Origin of the sequence: Pseudoalteromonas sp. S3776, assembly GCF_005886915.1 — a bacterium.
GTDB lineage: Bacteria > Pseudomonadota > Gammaproteobacteria > Enterobacterales > Alteromonadaceae > Pseudoalteromonas.
This window is the reverse complement of record NZ_PNCU01000038.1, coordinates 71,877-87,144: the sequence shown is the minus strand read 5'-3', so window position 1 is coordinate 87,144 and position 15,268 is coordinate 71,877. Positions and strand designations below refer to the sequence as shown.

Sequence of the window (15,268 nt, the reverse complement as noted above, 5' to 3'; positions counted from 1 at the left end):
AAGTAGCCTTTAAAGGACACCACAATGAAATTTACCCCATTAAAAACTCTTGCAGCGAGCGCTGTGTTATGTGCCTTAACAAGCACAGCTTATGCGGCAACTGCAGCTAAAGTAGGTAACACAGAATTTACTTACGGCGGATACATTAAGCTTGATACTATGTGGAGTGACTACTCTGCAGGTGCCCCTTCTGGTTCAAGTGTAGGGCGTGACTTCTATGTACCAAGCACAGTGCCCGTAGGCGATGATGCTGATTCAGATGCTGTATTTGATATGCATGCACGTGAGTCACGCTTTAACTTTGGTACTTCCACATTAATGGATAACGGTAAAACAGTTAAAACTAAAATTGAGCTAGACTTTTTAGCTTCAGCCCCTGGCGGTAACGAGCGCGTATCAAATTCTTATGCACCACGTATTCGTCATGCATTTGTAACTTACGACGGTTGGTTATTTGGCCAAACATGGTCAAACTTTCAAAACGTAGGTGCACTTGCTGAAACACTTGATTTTGTCGGCCCAGCCGAGGGCACTGTTTTTGTTCGCCAAACACAAATTAAATACACAACAGGCGCATGGTCGTTCTCTTTAGAGAACCCTGAAAGCACTATTACCACTCAAGGTGGCGCGCGTGTAGAAACAGACGATGCATCACTTCCTGATTTTACTGCACGTTACACACATAACGCCGACTGGGGTAACTTTGTAGTTGCAGCACTTGCTCGCAAACTTACTTATAAGGTAGGCGATGTGGACGCTGATGAAACCTCGTTTGGTATTAGCGCTTCGGGCCGTGTAAATTTTGGTGAAGACTACCTTAAATTTATGCTTACTCAAGGTAAAGGCCTTGGCCGTTACGTGGGCTTAAATGTAGCACACGGTGCAGTACTTGATGGTGATGAGTTAGATGCAATTGACTCAACCTCGGGCTTTGTTGCTTATCAGCATAAGTGGACAAGCCAGTGGCGCTCAACTTTCTTATATTCTTTCTTTAGTGCTGATAACAACACTGATTTATTAACCATTTCGGGTGACCCTGTTGAATCAAGTCAAAGCTTCAGTGCAAACATTTTATACTCACCCGTTAAACGTTTGACATTTGGTGCTGAGTTTAAGCATGCCGAGCGTGAAACGGAAAGTGGTATTGACGGAGATTTAGACCGTTTACAGTTTTCTGTTAAGTACAACTTTTAATTAAGCATATTAATAACACCAAAGCGGCTTAGGCCGCTTTTTTTAGTCTTTGAAAAAATACTGAACCAGCGCTATTTACTATTAATCAGCGTAAACTGTACTTTAGCAACGTTTACATCAGTTGTAGTAGAGTGATTAGCTGTTAAATCGTCTGCTAACGTGAGGCATTAAAAATGTTTAGTAGCAAATTTTAAAGTAACTAATTGACTAACATATTAAATCGTCTAAATAATGATTTAGCTAAAAGCTCAGTAGAACTTGTAATTCAATCCCCTATCCCACTTAATATAATTGTTGCCTTAACATCAAACTAAGTAGCTATTAAGGCGCTAAAATTCCCAAACTATCAATAATTTCTGGTAAGCCCTAATTATTTTGTTTATATAACACCCTTGTTATTGAAAATCACTCTCATTTAGATTATGTTATGCACTTCTTTTTTGAACCTATTGGAAAAACACATGTCGTCCCAACAAATTTTGCGTTTATCTAAGCTTAGCCTTATTACTTCACTTGTTTTATCTGGTCATGCATTTGCACAAGAAACTACAACAAATACAGATGATTCATTAGAAAAAATAGCGGTATACGGCCAGCATCATAAAAACTACATCACTGAAGATGCGCAATCTGCTACAAAACTAGGCCTAACAATCAAAGAAACTCCTCAAAGTATTTCTGTTGTTTCTCGCGCGTTAATGGATGATTTTTCACTAGATGATATTAACTCAGTGCTAGAAAGCACGCCTGGCGTAACTGTAGAGCAAATAGAAACAGACCGTACTTATTTTAAAGCCCGCGGCTTTGAAATCACAAACTTTCAGGTTGATGGTTTAGGTATCCCACAAAGTTCAGGCTCTATTCAAGGCACTTTAGATACTTCTATTTACGACCGTGTAGAAATTGTACGAGGCGCAAACGGCCTAATGACAGGTGCAGGTAACCCTTCTGCCACTGTAAATATGGTGCTAAAAAAACCAACCTACATAACACAAGCTCACGCATCTTTATCTTACGGCTCATGGGATAACAAGCGCTTAGAGCTCGATTATTCTACACCGATTAATGATGATCACGCTGTGCGTGCAGTTTTCACAAAGCAAAAATCTGAGTCATACCTTGATCGTTACGAAACAGATAAAACAATTGGTTACCTTGCCTACGAAGGTAAATTAACTGACGATACAACGTTAAGCATCAACTATGTTAACCAACAAAAAGATGCCGACAGCCCTCTTTGGGGTGCACTGCCTCTTTACTATACCGATGGCACAGCAACAGATTACGACGTATCTACAAGCACTGCAGCTGATTGGTCATACTGGGATAACAGCGCAGAGCAAGTCTACGTAACACTTGAGCAAAACTTATCTGCTACATGGGTTGCAACGGCGCGTTATGCACACATAGAAAATGAGCAAGACTCAGAGCTATTTTACGTATACGGCACACCCGATAGCGAAACTGGCCTTGGTTTAACAGGTTACGCAAGCCGTTACGACTACGAAGATAAGCACGACCTGTTTGATTTATACGCTAGCGGAAAATTTGATTTATTTGGTCAAGAGCACGACTTATCATTTGGTGTAAGCCAAGCTAAAATGGATTACAACGAGCAGTCACTTTATGATTACACCACGGGTAATGGCTTCCCAGCAATGCCTTCGCTTGACACGTGGGATGGTGTAATACCTGAAGCAACCCTTGCTGATGGTTTAAACGGCAGTGAGATAGAAAACAAACAGAAATCTGCCTATATATCTACTCGCATAAAATTAAGCGCACCGTTAAGTGTACTTGCGGGTGTACGTTACACAGATTGGGAAACATCAGGCACAGCTTATGGTGTTGAGCAAACCCGTGACGATAGTGAAGTTATTCCATATGTTGGAGCTGTATACGATTTCAATGAATCACTTTCAGCTTATGCAAGTTACACTGAAACGTTCGTACCGCAAAAAGAGCTAGATATTAATGCTGAGCAATTGGCGCCTATTACAGGTAAAAGTAGCGAAATTGGTTTAAAAGCACAGCTTTTAGATGACCAAGTATTTGTCACCTTTGCCTACTTTGATGCAAAGCAAGAAAACCTAGCCGTTGCATTACCTGATTCATTACCAGGCGATACTCGTTATTATGGTGCTGATGGTATCAACAGTGATGGGTTTGAAATAGAACTAAGTGGTAAAGTAACCGACGATTTAAGTGCAAGCATCAGCTTTAGTAATTTAAGTATTGAAGGTGATGATTTAGTTGAAGATTACACACCAGAGAACCAGTTAAAACTTGCTGCAACTTATCAAGTTCCGTTTGTTGAAGGCTTAACATTTGGTGCAAACTACCGCTGGCAAGATTCTGTTAGCCGCGTACAAGTTGAAGATGCAACCGGTGCCGCCCTTGTAACCACTAATCAAGATGCCTACGGTATTCTTGATCTGATGGCTAACTACAAGATCACAGAAAACGTCGGTGTTACTTTTAACGTAAATAACACCACAGACGAAAAGTACCTACACAGCCTTTACTGGGCTCAAGGTTACTACGGTGCTCCGCGTAATTACGCGCTATCAGTAAACTGGCAGCTATAATACCCTCTATGATGTAAGGCACTTTTAAAGCACAGCTTTTAAATTTAACGGCACTTTTTAGTGCCGTTTTTTTAAAGTTACAATACAAAAAGGCGCTAACCATTGCTGGTTAGCGCCTTTTAAAGCTCGGGTCAAATCAAGCTTAGAGAACATTTAACACTTAAAGATCAGGCTCATCACCTAGTACGTCTTCGCCATCTTCTGGCTCAACGGTTGCTTTTAATAGCAACATATCGCGTAATTTACCTTCAATCTCATCAGCAATTTCTGGGTTTTCTTTCAAAAACTTAATAGAGTTTGATTTACCTTGGCCTACTTTATTGCCATTGTAGCTGTACCAAGCACCTGCTTTTTCAACAATTTTATGCTTAACACCTAAATCAATTAACTCACCTTGTTTAGAAATACCTTCACCATACATAATGATGAACTCAGCTTGCTTAAATGGTGGTGCAACCTTGTTTTTAACCACTTTAACACGGGTTTCGTTACCAACTACTTCATCGCCTTCTTTTACAGAGCCAATGCGGCGAATATCAATACGAACTGACGCGTAAAACTTAAGTGCATTACCACCAGTTGTGGTTTCAGGGTTACCAAACATTACACCAATTTTCATACGAATTTGGTTAATGAAAATACATAGCGTATTTGAGCGTTTAATATTACCTGTAAGCTTACGTAATGCTTGCGACATTAAACGTGCTTGTAAGCCCATGTGCGAATCACCCATATCGCCTTCAATTTCAGCTTTAGGTGTAAGTGCAGCAACAGAATCGACAATAACAACATCTACAGCACTTGAACGTACTAACATGTCACAAATCTCAAGAGCTTGCTCGCCGGTATCTGGCTGAGAAACTAATAGCTCATCAATATTAACACCTAACTTTTGCGCGTATACCGGATCTAGCGCATGCTCAGCATCAACAAAGGCACATGTTTTGCCCTCTTTTTGTGCTTGTGCGATAACTTGCAAAGTAAGCGTTGTTTTACCAGATGACTCAGGGCCATACACTTCAACAATACGCCCCATAGGCAAACCACCTATGCCTAAAGCAATATCAATCCCAAGTGAGCCTGTAGATACAGCATCTATGTTTAGGGCTTTGTTATCGCCCAACTTCATAATTGAGCCTTTACCAAATTGACGCTCAATTTGTGATAGTGCAGCGTCCAGCGCTTTTTGTTTATTATCGTTCATTCTGTTCTCCAAATCCGGCTAATGCGAACAAGTATACTGTATGAAATCACAGTATCAAGTTAAATTTATAACTTTATCTTATCGATAGTGCTTTTTAATGCAAATTCAATAGCTTGCATTCTAACTTGTGCTCTATCTCCCTTAAATATTTGCTTAAACGTAAATTGTTCATTGGCAATTTGTATGCAAAACCACACAAAGCCTACCGGTTTATTAGGCATTGCTCCGCCTGGCCCTGCGATACCCGAAATAGCAATTGCAATATCAGCTTTGGCAGCGCTTGCGGCACCAAAAGCCATCTCTTTTACGGTTTGCTCACTTACGGCACCAAATTGCTCAAGCGTAGTATTAGCCACATTAAGCAGCTCATGCTTAGCTTCATTACTATAAGTAACAAATGCGCGGCCCAAATAAGCAGAGCTGCCAGGTGTATCTGTCAGCGCATAACTCACCCCACCACCAGTACATGATTCAGCGGTAGTGATCCATAAGCGTTTATCCGTTAAAATAACGCCCAATTGCGCAGCAAGTGTTTTAATCTCTTGATGTAATTCCATATTCAGCCTTTGGGTAAATACATGTCGTTTGATCTTTATGCACCGCACACTATAAAACAACAAACCCCTATGATGCAGCAGTATCTAAAAATTAAATCTGAGCATCGCGATATTTTATTGTTTTATCGTATGGGGGATTTTTATGAACTCTTTTTTGATGATGCTAAACGCGCGGCCCAATTACTTGATATCTCGCAAACGCATCGTGGTAAAGCCGGTGGCGATCCTATCCCTATGGCGGGTGTTCCTTATCACGCAGTAGAAAACTATTTAGCACGTTTAGTGCAAATGGGCGAATCAGTCGCTATATGTGAGCAAGTTGGTGACCCCGCAACCAGTAAAGGGCCTGTTGAGCGCAAAGTAGTGCGTATAGTAACACCGGGCACAATTTCAGATGAAGCGCTATTGCAGGAGCGCCAAGATAACTTACTCACTAGCGTATGGCAAAATAAAAAAGGGTTATACGGTATTGCCTACCTTGATATAAATTCAGGGCGTTTCAATATAGTTGAAGTGAACACCGACGAAGCGTTTACTTCAACCCTGCAGCGTTTAGCTCCTGCTGAGCTTTTATACTGTGAAAGCTTTGAAAGCACACATTTAATTGAACATATTAAAGGGGCACGCCGACGCCCTGAATGGGAGTTTGACTTAGATACCGCTCAACACTTACTGTGCGAGCAGTTTGGCACCAAAGATTTAGTAGGCTTTGGTGTAGATAAAGCGCATGCTGCTTTGGTCGCTGCGGGTTGTTTAATGCAATACGTAAAAGATACACAACGTATTGCCCTGCCTCACATTCGTGCTATTACACTTGAACATAATGAGCATGCCGTTATATTAGATGCTGCAACACGCAAAAATTTAGAGTTAACTGTTAATTTATCAGGTGGCTTTGAAAACACCTTAGCTCAGGTACTCGATAAGACTGCCACAGCCATGGGATCACGTTTACTTAAACGCCGCATTCATACACCTGTGCGCAATAAAAATGAACTTAACTCACGTTTAAATGCTATTAGCGCTATTTTAGATGCGCAGTTATATGGCGAGCTACACGACTCATTAAAAGAAATTGGTGATATTGAACGCGTCATAGCACGTCTTGCTTTATGCACCGCACGCCCGCGCGATCTAACTCGGCTACGCAGTGCCTTACAAGCACTCGCACCACTGCACGCATTATTAAACGATGCTAATGATGAGCGTATCGCCAGCATTGTTCGCCATTCTCCAGAGCTGCCTGAACTACAAGCTTTACTTGAGCGCGCTGTAATTGATAACCCACCAGTACTCATTCGCGATGGGGGCGTTATTGCACCAGGCTACAACAGCGAGCTTGATGAATGGCGAAACTTGAGTAAAGGCGCTACCGATATACTTGAGCAACTAGAGCTTAGAGAGCGCGAGCGCACGGGGATCAGCACATTAAAAATTGGCTATAACAAGGTGCATGGCTTTTTTATCGAAGTAAGTCGTGCTAATTCGCACTTAGTACCTGCTGATTATATTCGCCGCCAAACGCTTAAAAATAATGAGCGCTATATAATACCTGAACTAAAAGAGCATGAAGATAAAGTACTAGGCAGCCAATCAAAAGCGCTCGCACTTGAAAAACAGTTATACGAAGAGCTATTTGAATTTATAGCTCCGCATATTGAACAGCTGCAAATGATGGCTAGTGCATTGGCCGATTTAGATGTACTCAATAACCTAGCAGAGCGAGCACAAACACTTAACTATGCAAAACCACAGCTATGCGATGATGATAATATAAGCATTAAGCAAGGTCGCCACCCTGTGGTTGAGCAAGTAATGAAAGAACCTTTTATTGCTAACCCTGTGGAGCTAAATAGCCAGCGTAAAATGTTGATTATTACTGGTCCTAACATGGGTGGTAAATCAACCTATATGCGTCAAACAGCACTTATCGTATTAATGGCGCATATTGGCTGTTATGTCCCTGCTGATAGTGCAAAAATTGGTAATATAGACCGAATATTTACTCGCATTGGCGCAAGCGACGACTTAGCCTCTGGTCGCTCTACTTTTATGGTAGAGATGACAGAAACCGCCACAATATTAAATAATGCAACTGCGCAATCTTTAGTATTAATGGATGAAATAGGCAGAGGCACCAGTACCTACGATGGCTTATCACTTGCTTATGCAACCGCTGATCATCTGGCACAAAAAATATCTGCTAAAACATTATTTGCTACGCATTATTTTGAATTAACAGAACTTGCAGAACAAAAAACGGGGTTAGTGAATGTGCACTTAGATGCCATAGAGCACAACGACACCATAGCATTTATGCATACTGTACTTGATGGTGCAGCAAGTAAAAGCTTTGGGTTACAGGTTGCAGCGCTTGCTGGTGTGCCAAAGGCCGTAATAGCTCAAGCAAAGCAAAAGCTTAAACTGCTCGAAAACCACCAAAGCGTGACCGCTCCAAATTCAGAGCAGCAAACGTTTTCTTTTGCTAATGAGCTACCTGCGCCACAGCCATCAGAAGTTGAGGAGCAACTCAGTGCCATTGACCCTGATAACCTATCGCCGCGTCAAGCACACGAATTACTTTATAAATTAAAAGCGCTGCTTTAAATTTAATTTGGCATAAAAAAAGCTGAAGGTTTTATCCTTCAGCCTTTAAACACATAGACAGTCTAAGTATGAGTTACGAGAACTGGTCAAACAAACTTTCTGTGCTTAACCCCTCTTGTTGTAAAATATCTTTTAAACGACGTAATGCTTCTACCTGAATTTGTCTTACGCGCTCTCGCGTTAAACCAATTTCACGGCCAACATCTTCAAGTGTTGATGGCTCGTAGCCTAGTAAACCAAAGCGGCGCGCTAATACTTCTCGTTGTTTAGGGTTTAACTCACCTAACCAATCTACAATGTGCTTATTAATATCGTTGTTTTGTACTTCACCTTCAGGACCTGCGCTTTTTTCATCGGCAATGATATCTAAAAGAGCGCTGTCGTTTTCACCACCAATTGGCATATCAACTGAGGCTATTTTTTCGTTTAAGCGTAGCATTTTAGTTACGTCTTCTACGGGTCTACCTAGGCACTCAGCAATTTCTTCAGCGGTAGGCTCATGGTCTAGCTTTTGAGTTAGCTCACGTGCTGTACGCAAGTAAACATTTAATTCTTTAACTACATGGATTGGTAATCGAATAGTGCGCGTTTGATTCATAATAGCGCGTTCAATTGTTTGGCGTATCCACCAAGTTGCATAAGTTGAAAATCTAAAACCGCGTTCTGGGTCAAATTTTTCAACAGCGCGAATTAACCCTAGGTTACCTTCTTCAATTAAATCTAAAAGTGCTAAACCTCGGTTATTATAACGGCGGGCAATTTTTACAACTAAACGTAAATTACTTTCAATCATACGCTTGCGAGATGCTTCACATCCACGTAGTGATTTGCGGGCAAAAAAGACTTCTTCTTCAGCGCTAAGCAGGGGAGAAAAACCAATTTCTCCTAAATATAGTTGGGTCGCATCGAGGTTTTTAGTTACTTCCTCTTTTGCAAATATCTCTTCTTCGTTCTCTACCTCTTCAAGTAGGGCTGCAGTTTCCTCTACTGCGGTGTCATCAAATTTTTCGTCGGTGGTGTTTTTGTCAAGTTTTGCTGCGTTAGCCATAAGCCTTCTCCCGAGCAATTATCAATACCTAGAAATTAGGGAAGGTATTTAGCAGGGTTGACAGCTTGCCCACGGTAGCGAATTTCAAAACGAAGCGCAGTGACCGAAGATTCTGACTTGCCCATTTCTGCTATTTTTTGTCCTGCCTTAACTTTCTGCTTTTCTTTAACAAGTAGTTTCGAGTTGTGTGCATAAGCACTTAGGTAATCATCATTATGTTTCAAAATGATTAAATTACCGTATCCTCGAAGCGCATTACCCGCATACACCACCGTTCCTTGTGCTGCGGCTAAAACTGAAGCCCCTGTACGGCCAGTAATCTGTAAACCCTTGTAACCGTTTTCCTTATTAGAAAAGCGTTTAGTCACTTTGCCCTTTGCAGGCCAAAACCACTTTACTTTACTGCTCGACGAAGGTTTAGCATTACTAACTATTTCATTGGCTTGTTTTCGAACATACTCTCGTTGTTTCGGCTGATCAAGACTTTTCTTTAATTTTTTGTTACTTTTTTTCTGTGTTTTATTTTTAGTGCTTTTACTCTTATTAGAAGAGTTTTTAGCAATACTATTTTTATCATTGGCGGTTAGGTCAATAACCTGGCCAGGGTAGATAACATAAGGTGATGGAATTAAATTGTTTTTTGCAAGCGCTCTAAAATCTTTTCCTGCGCTAAAGGCAATCGAATAAAGTGTGTCACCTTTTTGCACCCTGTATTTACTACCATAAATGTTAACGCCTTTTTGAAAATCGTTAACATTACTATTTAAACTACTTACTGGAGCTGGCGCGTTCCGAGATGAGCAACCATGGAGTAAAACTGCTGCAAATACAATTAAATAAAGTGAAAATCGTTTATTCAACAGGTTTTACTCCAAAACTATAAAAGTGTTATTTTTAGCAATTAACGTAGAAAAAAGTACGCTATTACTATTAATACAACTAAACCCCAGCCAAGTACTTCAACATATTGACGTAATTTTTGCTCCATTTTAACTCCGCCCCACTTCATTAAAGCTGAAACTAAAAAGAAACGCGCACCACGGCCAATTGCTGAAGCTATTAAAAATGGCAAAAAGGCCATCTGTAATACCCCTGCACCTATGGTAAATACCTTATAAGGTATCGGTGAAAACCCTGCTAAAAATACCACCCACACACCATACTCTTTAAACCACGTAAGTGCTGTTTCAAACTTTTCTTGCCAATGCATTTGCTCTATTAACGGCTGAACAACCGGCTCAAATAACCAGTACCCTAAAAAATAACCTACAATACCACCAAGCACTGAGGCAACCGTTGCAAAGCTTGCAAAACGCCACGCTTTACTTGGCTGTGCAAGCGACATAGGGGCCAGCATGACATCAGGGGGCACCGGAAAAAAAACCGACTCTGCAAAGCTCATGGCTGCTAAGTAGCGCTCAGCAAAACGGTGTTTTGCCCACACGAGGGCCATATCGTATAACTTAGTAAACAATTTCAACGTGAATTCCTATTCAATATCACCAGGGACGAGGGGGACAAACCGTACGGGTGCAATAACATGCTCTGCGAAGCCATTGCCTTGGCGAATAATCATGGTTAATTTTTGTTCTTGCTCTCCAATAGGGGCAAGCAATACCCCCCCATCAGCTAACTGCCCGAGCAAGTCCTGAGGCACTTTTGAAGCGGCGGCAGTAACTATAATACCATCAAACGGAGCTTGAGATTGCCAGCCTTGCCAACCATCTCCATGTTTCATGGTTACATTGTATAAATCAAGTTGATGTAAACGGCGTTTGGCTTGCCATTGCAGCGTCTTAATCCGCTCAACCGAAAATACTTTATTAAAACATTTGGCTAACACCGCGGTTTGATAACCAGAGCCTGTGCCAATTTCTAATACTTTGTCGCGCACACCCGCTAAATAAAGCAGCTCGGTCATGCGCGCCACAATATAAGGTTGCGAAATAGTTTGCCCTTGTCCTATAGGCAAGGCCGTGTTTTCATATGCTTTGTGCTTTAGCACATCATCAATAAAGGCATGGCGTGGTATATCGGCAATGGCTTTTAATACCTGTTTGTCTTCTACCCCTTCTTGCTCTAAAAGCTGAGAAAGCGCATTAGCACTGCGCGAGTAATTAGCCAGCACGGTTTATCTCCATTTCAGCCAACCACTGTCCTACCGCTTCAATACTCTCTTTTGCTGTCATATCTACACTTAATGGCGTTACTGATGCAAAGCCATTATTAATAGCGTAAAAATCAGTACCCTCACCAGCATCACTTTCAATACCAAGCGAACCATACCAAAAAATATCGCGCCCCCATGGGTCTGTTTGTTTGGTCATGGTTTCCGCTTTATGACGAGCACCTAATCGTGTTACTTGTACGCCTTTTAATTCACTTAAAGGAACATCAGGTACATTAACATTGATAATTTGATCTTTAGGTAGTGGGTGCGAGGCCAACCCTTTAATTATGTTTACGGTTACAGCGGCTGCGGTCTCAAAATGCTCACCATGGTGCGAGCAAAGTGATACAGCAATTGCTGGTAAACCCAAATGGCGCCCTTCAGTTGCCGCTGCAACAGTACCAGAATAAAGCGTGTCATCGCCCAAGTTAGCACCGTGGTTAATACCTGCCACTACTAAATCTGGGGTTTCATCAACTAACTGATTAACCCCTAAATGTACACAATCCGTCGGCGTGCCATTAACAGATATAAAACCGTTTTCAAGGGTGGTTGAACGTAATGGGTTAATGAGCGTTAACGAGTTACTGGCGCCACTACAGTTGCGGTCTGGAGCGACAAGAGTTACATCGGCAATTTGCGTAAGGGCTTGGTATAAAACCGCAATCCCTTTGGCATTTACACCATCGTCGTTACTAAGCAGTATCTTCATTTTGACTGTCCTTTTCTTTTCGCTCATTAGGGCTTGCATCGGTGTAATCCACCAGCTCACGTAAAAGAGCGGTAGCAAAACACCCTTTAGGCAATCCAAAGCTTAATTTTAAAGTCGTTTCGTCTAGTGTTTCTATGGTCAAATTTTGCGGAATGAGGCGCAGCATACGGCGCTCATTTTTAAGGCCTAATTCGCCTAAGCCTTCACACCACGCTTGGTAGGGTTTTAACCATACTTTTTCTTGTTCAGTTAAACCTTTTTCACTTTTTCCCACCATAGGGGCCGACATCATAATATCGCCAGAGGCTAAACGTGCTATGTTTTCATCGCTTATTGCATCTTCAAAAAATGCGTTACTACCGCTGAGCATAAATACTTCACGGTGCATGGTTTTTGCTAAGCCATGCTCTTTAACACGCAAGCTCACTATTTGATTGAATACATGAGAACGGGCGGCGGAAATAATAATACCGCGCAGTTTTTTATCGCGAATACGCTCCCCGGCAAACATTTTTTCGGCCATTACTAAATTATGCCCGTCGCGACCAAAGCGCTGCTCGCCAAAGTAATTAGGTACACCAGCACGCACGGCATTAATACGACATAATATATCAAGCGGCTCGGTAACATTACGAAGGGTAATAGTGAATCGGTTTCCTTTATGGCAACCAGTGCGTAACTTGCGCTCGTGGCGCTGTTGCGAAACCACAAAAATGCTGTCGCTATTTAGCTCGCTAAAATCAATATGCTTTTTAATGGGCACTTTTACGCTAAACCATTGGCTACACACGCCGTGGCGGTCTTTCATGCCGGCATAGCTTACTTCACGCGGCGACACTCCAGCCTTTTGTGCAATTAACTTAGCAACGTATTGCGTGTTTTCGCCTTTTTTAACCACTTGCAAGCATACATGCTCACCACTGCCGGTAAACTCTATACCGAGGTCTTCATCAACCATAAAATCTTCAGCAGTGGTTTTAAAGTCTGCTTTAGAAAGCGGTGCGCCGTATAAATAGTTTAAATCGCTCATGCGTTGGTGTTACTCGTAAGCGCTTTATTCATAATAACCACCGCATGGCTAGAAATACCTTCTTTGCGCCCTTCAAACCCAAGCTTTTCGGTGGTGGTGGCTTTAACGTTAATTTGGCTAAGCTCGCAATCTAAATCGCTGGCTAAATTAGTGCGCATAGCGTGGATGTGCGGCAGCATTTTTGGCGCCTGTGCAACAATAGTGACATCGCCGTTACCCAATACATAACCTTGCTCTTTGGCAAGGCCTACAACATGGCGAAGTAAAATACGGCTGTCGATATTTTCATACTCGCTCGCCGTATCCGGAAAATGCTTACCAATATCGCCCATCGCCAACGCGCCTAAAATAGCATCGCATAATGCATGAATAGCAACATCGCCATCAGAGTGTGCTAAAAACCCCTGCGGGTAATCTATTTTTTCGCCGCAAATTGTTATTGGGCCTTCGCCGCCAAATTTATGTACGTCAAAACCATGGCCAATTCGAATCATAATGCTTGCTCGTTTTGTTGTTTGTTTAATAAAAACCCCGCCAGGTCTAAATCCTCTGGCGTGGTTATTTTAATATTATCGCTGCGCCCTGAAATTAGTTTAACGGGCTTGCTTGCCCACTCAATGGCACTGGCTTCATCGGTAATTGTTACGCCCTCACAAAGCGCATGTTGCAACGCATTTTTTAGCTCGTCATATTTAAAAAACTGTGGCGTAAGGGCTTGCCATAAATCATTACGAGGCACGGTTTGCTCACTATGCGTGCTACCGCGTTTTATGGTGTCTTTTACTTTGCTTGCTAAAATACCGCCTTCGTCGTCGGCTATGCAATGCGCTATTAAGGTTTCAATATCGTTAATAGTGACAAGTGGGCGGGCCGCGTCGTGCACCAGCACCCATTCGGGAGGGTTATTTTCTAAAAATAATAAGCTATTAAGCACTGAATCAGCACGCTCTTGTCCGCCGTTAGCGCGCAAGATGCGAGAGTCTATACATGGAAGCGTGTCAAAATAAGGGTCTGTTTGGCTCACGGCGACCACTATTTGGCTTAGACTTTGAAGCTGCGAAAGCTTACAAAGCGTATGCTCTAAAATAGTTTTCCCTGCCAATTTAATATACTGCTTAGGTGCGCTGTGCTGCATTCTGCTACCCACGCCGGCAGCAGGGACAATGGCAGCAATTGTAGTATTAATTTTCATGTTGTTTACCCGGTAAAACACGTATAAATGTTTCATCCGGTTTAATCATTCCTAATTCGTTACGAGCGCGCTCTTCTATGCCTTCTTGGCCAAGTTTTAAATCTTCTATGTCGGCGGTAAGTACTTTATTGCGCTTAATTAGTTTTTCGTTTGTTTGTTGATGAGAAACAACGGCCGCTTTTAAACGCGTATAATCTTGCACACCGTTATGACCAAACCAAAGTCGGTATTGTATAAACAGTGCTAAGCACAACAGGCCAAGCTGAAACAACCGCATTTAACACTCCCTATTCGTTTTTAAATAAAATTAGGCTTGTGGGCGTTTTATATTACGCCAATTAATATTACCCGCTAATAGCATTTCTCTCAGTGAAAGTAGCCTAGGTGCGCAGCGTTTTGAAAATTGCCACTGATGCCCACAACACGCGGCTGTTAAACTCATTTTACTGGGTTTTACCAACTGCGCATTTGCATGCTCTAAACCCTTGCCAAAAAAATCGAACCAACCTAGTTCGTTGCAATGCAGTTTATTGTCGCTTACTTGATCTATGCTGTCTATTCTTAGCCTCACTTGGTCATGGCTATTTAATAACACCGGCACTATTAGCCCCACTTTGGCATATTCTTTATAAAAAAGTTCATTTGCCTGAGCATTAACCTTTGGCGGTGTTGGCTTTTGTTTTTCAAGCCAGGAGCCATTTTGTGAGTCGAGCGTAAACGGCGAACTCCCATTGGCAACCAATGTGGCCGCACGCTCTATGTAATACGGTAAACTTTTTAATTGGCGACGAAGTTTATCGGCATTAGGCTCAGCAACTAGGCGCTGCACCTCACGCTGATAAAACGCATTACACAATTGTGCATACAACACCTTTTGCGCATCACTTTGCCATATTTCTTGCTGCTGAGCTGCAAGTGGCTGATTCTTCGCGACCAATAGTTATACTCAAAAAACGAATAGGTAGC

15 protein-coding genes are annotated in these 15,268 nt (G+C 42.0%); 3 read left to right on the top strand and 12 right to left on the bottom strand.

All coding sequences use genetic code 11. From position 1 onward, the window contains the following. Nucleotides 1–24 precede the first annotated feature (24 nt). Nucleotides 25–1,194 carry a DcaP family trimeric outer membrane transporter gene (locus CWC16_RS14635; protein ID WP_138542048.1) on the top strand — a complete coding sequence of 390 codons (1,170 nt, stop codon included), beginning with the start codon at nucleotides 25–27 and terminating at the stop codon, nucleotides 1,192–1,194. Between the two features lie 461 nt (nucleotides 1,195–1,655). Then, nucleotides 1,656–3,782 (top strand): TonB-dependent siderophore receptor, encoded by a 2,127-nt coding sequence (locus CWC16_RS14630; protein WP_138542047.1) that lies wholly within the window; start codon nucleotides 1,656–1,658, stop codon nucleotides 3,780–3,782. A gap of 160 nt (nucleotides 3,783–3,942) precedes the next feature. On the opposite strand, the gene recA is transcribed toward CWC16_RS14630, so the two are convergent. Then, the gene (recA, locus tag CWC16_RS14625) at nucleotides 3,943–4,986 is read right to left on the bottom strand and encodes a recombinase RecA (protein ID WP_055015397.1); all 1,044 of its coding nucleotides are present in this window, start codon (nucleotides 4,984–4,986) and stop codon (nucleotides 3,943–3,945) included. 65 nt (nucleotides 4,987–5,051) lie between these two features. Then, nucleotides 5,052–5,543 carry a CinA family protein gene (locus CWC16_RS14620; RefSeq protein WP_055015398.1) on the bottom strand — a complete coding sequence of 164 codons (492 nt, stop codon included), beginning with the start codon at nucleotides 5,541–5,543 and terminating at the stop codon, nucleotides 5,052–5,054. A gap of 21 nt (nucleotides 5,544–5,564) precedes the next feature. On the opposite strand from CWC16_RS14620, the gene mutS reads away from it, so the two are divergent. After that, nucleotides 5,565–8,150, top strand: coding sequence for a DNA mismatch repair protein MutS (gene mutS, locus CWC16_RS14615; RefSeq protein ID WP_138542046.1), 2,586 nt, complete (start codon nucleotides 5,565–5,567; stop codon nucleotides 8,148–8,150). Between the two features lie 73 nt (nucleotides 8,151–8,223). Here mutS and rpoS read toward each other — a convergent pair whose 3' ends face one another. Genes rpoS through CWC16_RS14565 form a run of 10 tightly spaced genes read right to left on the bottom strand, consistent with a single transcriptional unit; the run spans nucleotide 8,224 to nucleotide 15,239 of the window. Next, complete coding sequence (rpoS, locus tag CWC16_RS14610; protein WP_055015400.1) at nucleotides 8,224–9,198, bottom strand: RNA polymerase sigma factor RpoS; 975 nt, start codon at nucleotides 9,196–9,198, stop codon at nucleotides 8,224–8,226. A 35-nt stretch (nucleotides 9,199–9,233) separates the two neighbouring features. Then, on the bottom strand, nucleotides 9,234–10,058 hold the full coding sequence (locus tag CWC16_RS14605) for a peptidoglycan DD-metalloendopeptidase family protein (protein WP_138542045.1): 825 nt from the start codon (nucleotides 10,056–10,058) through the stop codon (nucleotides 9,234–9,236). A 41-nt stretch (nucleotides 10,059–10,099) separates the two neighbouring features. Continuing rightward, a complete protein-coding gene (locus tag CWC16_RS14600) occupies nucleotides 10,100–10,678 on the bottom strand; it encodes a YqaA family protein (RefSeq protein WP_055015402.1) in 579 nt (192 codons plus the stop codon). A 9-nt stretch (nucleotides 10,679–10,687) separates the two neighbouring features. Continuing rightward, on the bottom strand, nucleotides 10,688–11,326 hold the full coding sequence (locus CWC16_RS14595) for a protein-L-isoaspartate(D-aspartate) O-methyltransferase (RefSeq protein ID WP_138542044.1): 639 nt from the start codon (nucleotides 11,324–11,326) through the stop codon (nucleotides 10,688–10,690). After that, nucleotides 11,316–12,080 carry a 5'/3'-nucleotidase SurE gene (surE, locus tag CWC16_RS14590; protein WP_055017357.1) on the bottom strand — a complete coding sequence of 255 codons (765 nt, stop codon included), beginning with the start codon at nucleotides 12,078–12,080 and terminating at the stop codon, nucleotides 11,316–11,318. The genes CWC16_RS14595 and surE overlap by 11 nt, the downstream gene beginning before the upstream one ends. Beyond that, on the bottom strand, nucleotides 12,064–13,110 hold the full coding sequence (truD, locus tag CWC16_RS14585; RefSeq protein WP_138542043.1) for a tRNA pseudouridine(13) synthase TruD: 1,047 nt from the start codon (nucleotides 13,108–13,110) through the stop codon (nucleotides 12,064–12,066). The genes surE and truD overlap by 17 nt, the downstream gene beginning before the upstream one ends. Next, the gene (ispF, locus tag CWC16_RS14580) at nucleotides 13,107–13,604 is read right to left on the bottom strand and encodes a 2-C-methyl-D-erythritol 2,4-cyclodiphosphate synthase (RefSeq protein ID WP_138542042.1); all 498 of its coding nucleotides are present in this window, start codon (nucleotides 13,602–13,604) and stop codon (nucleotides 13,107–13,109) included. Before ispF ends, truD begins: the two co-directional genes overlap by 4 nt. Then, nucleotides 13,601–14,302 carry a 2-C-methyl-D-erythritol 4-phosphate cytidylyltransferase gene (gene ispD / locus CWC16_RS14575; RefSeq protein WP_138542041.1) on the bottom strand — a complete coding sequence of 234 codons (702 nt, stop codon included), beginning with the start codon at nucleotides 14,300–14,302 and terminating at the stop codon, nucleotides 13,601–13,603. Before ispD ends, ispF begins: the two co-directional genes overlap by 4 nt. Further along, nucleotides 14,292–14,579, bottom strand: a complete 288-nt coding sequence (gene ftsB, locus CWC16_RS14570) for a cell division protein FtsB (protein ID WP_055015408.1) — start codon at nucleotides 14,577–14,579, stop codon at nucleotides 14,292–14,294. Before ftsB ends, ispD begins: the two co-directional genes overlap by 11 nt. A gap of 30 nt (nucleotides 14,580–14,609) precedes the next feature. Beyond that, nucleotides 14,610–15,239, bottom strand: coding sequence for a hypothetical protein (locus tag CWC16_RS14565; protein WP_138542040.1), 630 nt, complete (start codon nucleotides 15,237–15,239; stop codon nucleotides 14,610–14,612). Nucleotides 15,240–15,268: the final 29 nt, after the last annotated feature.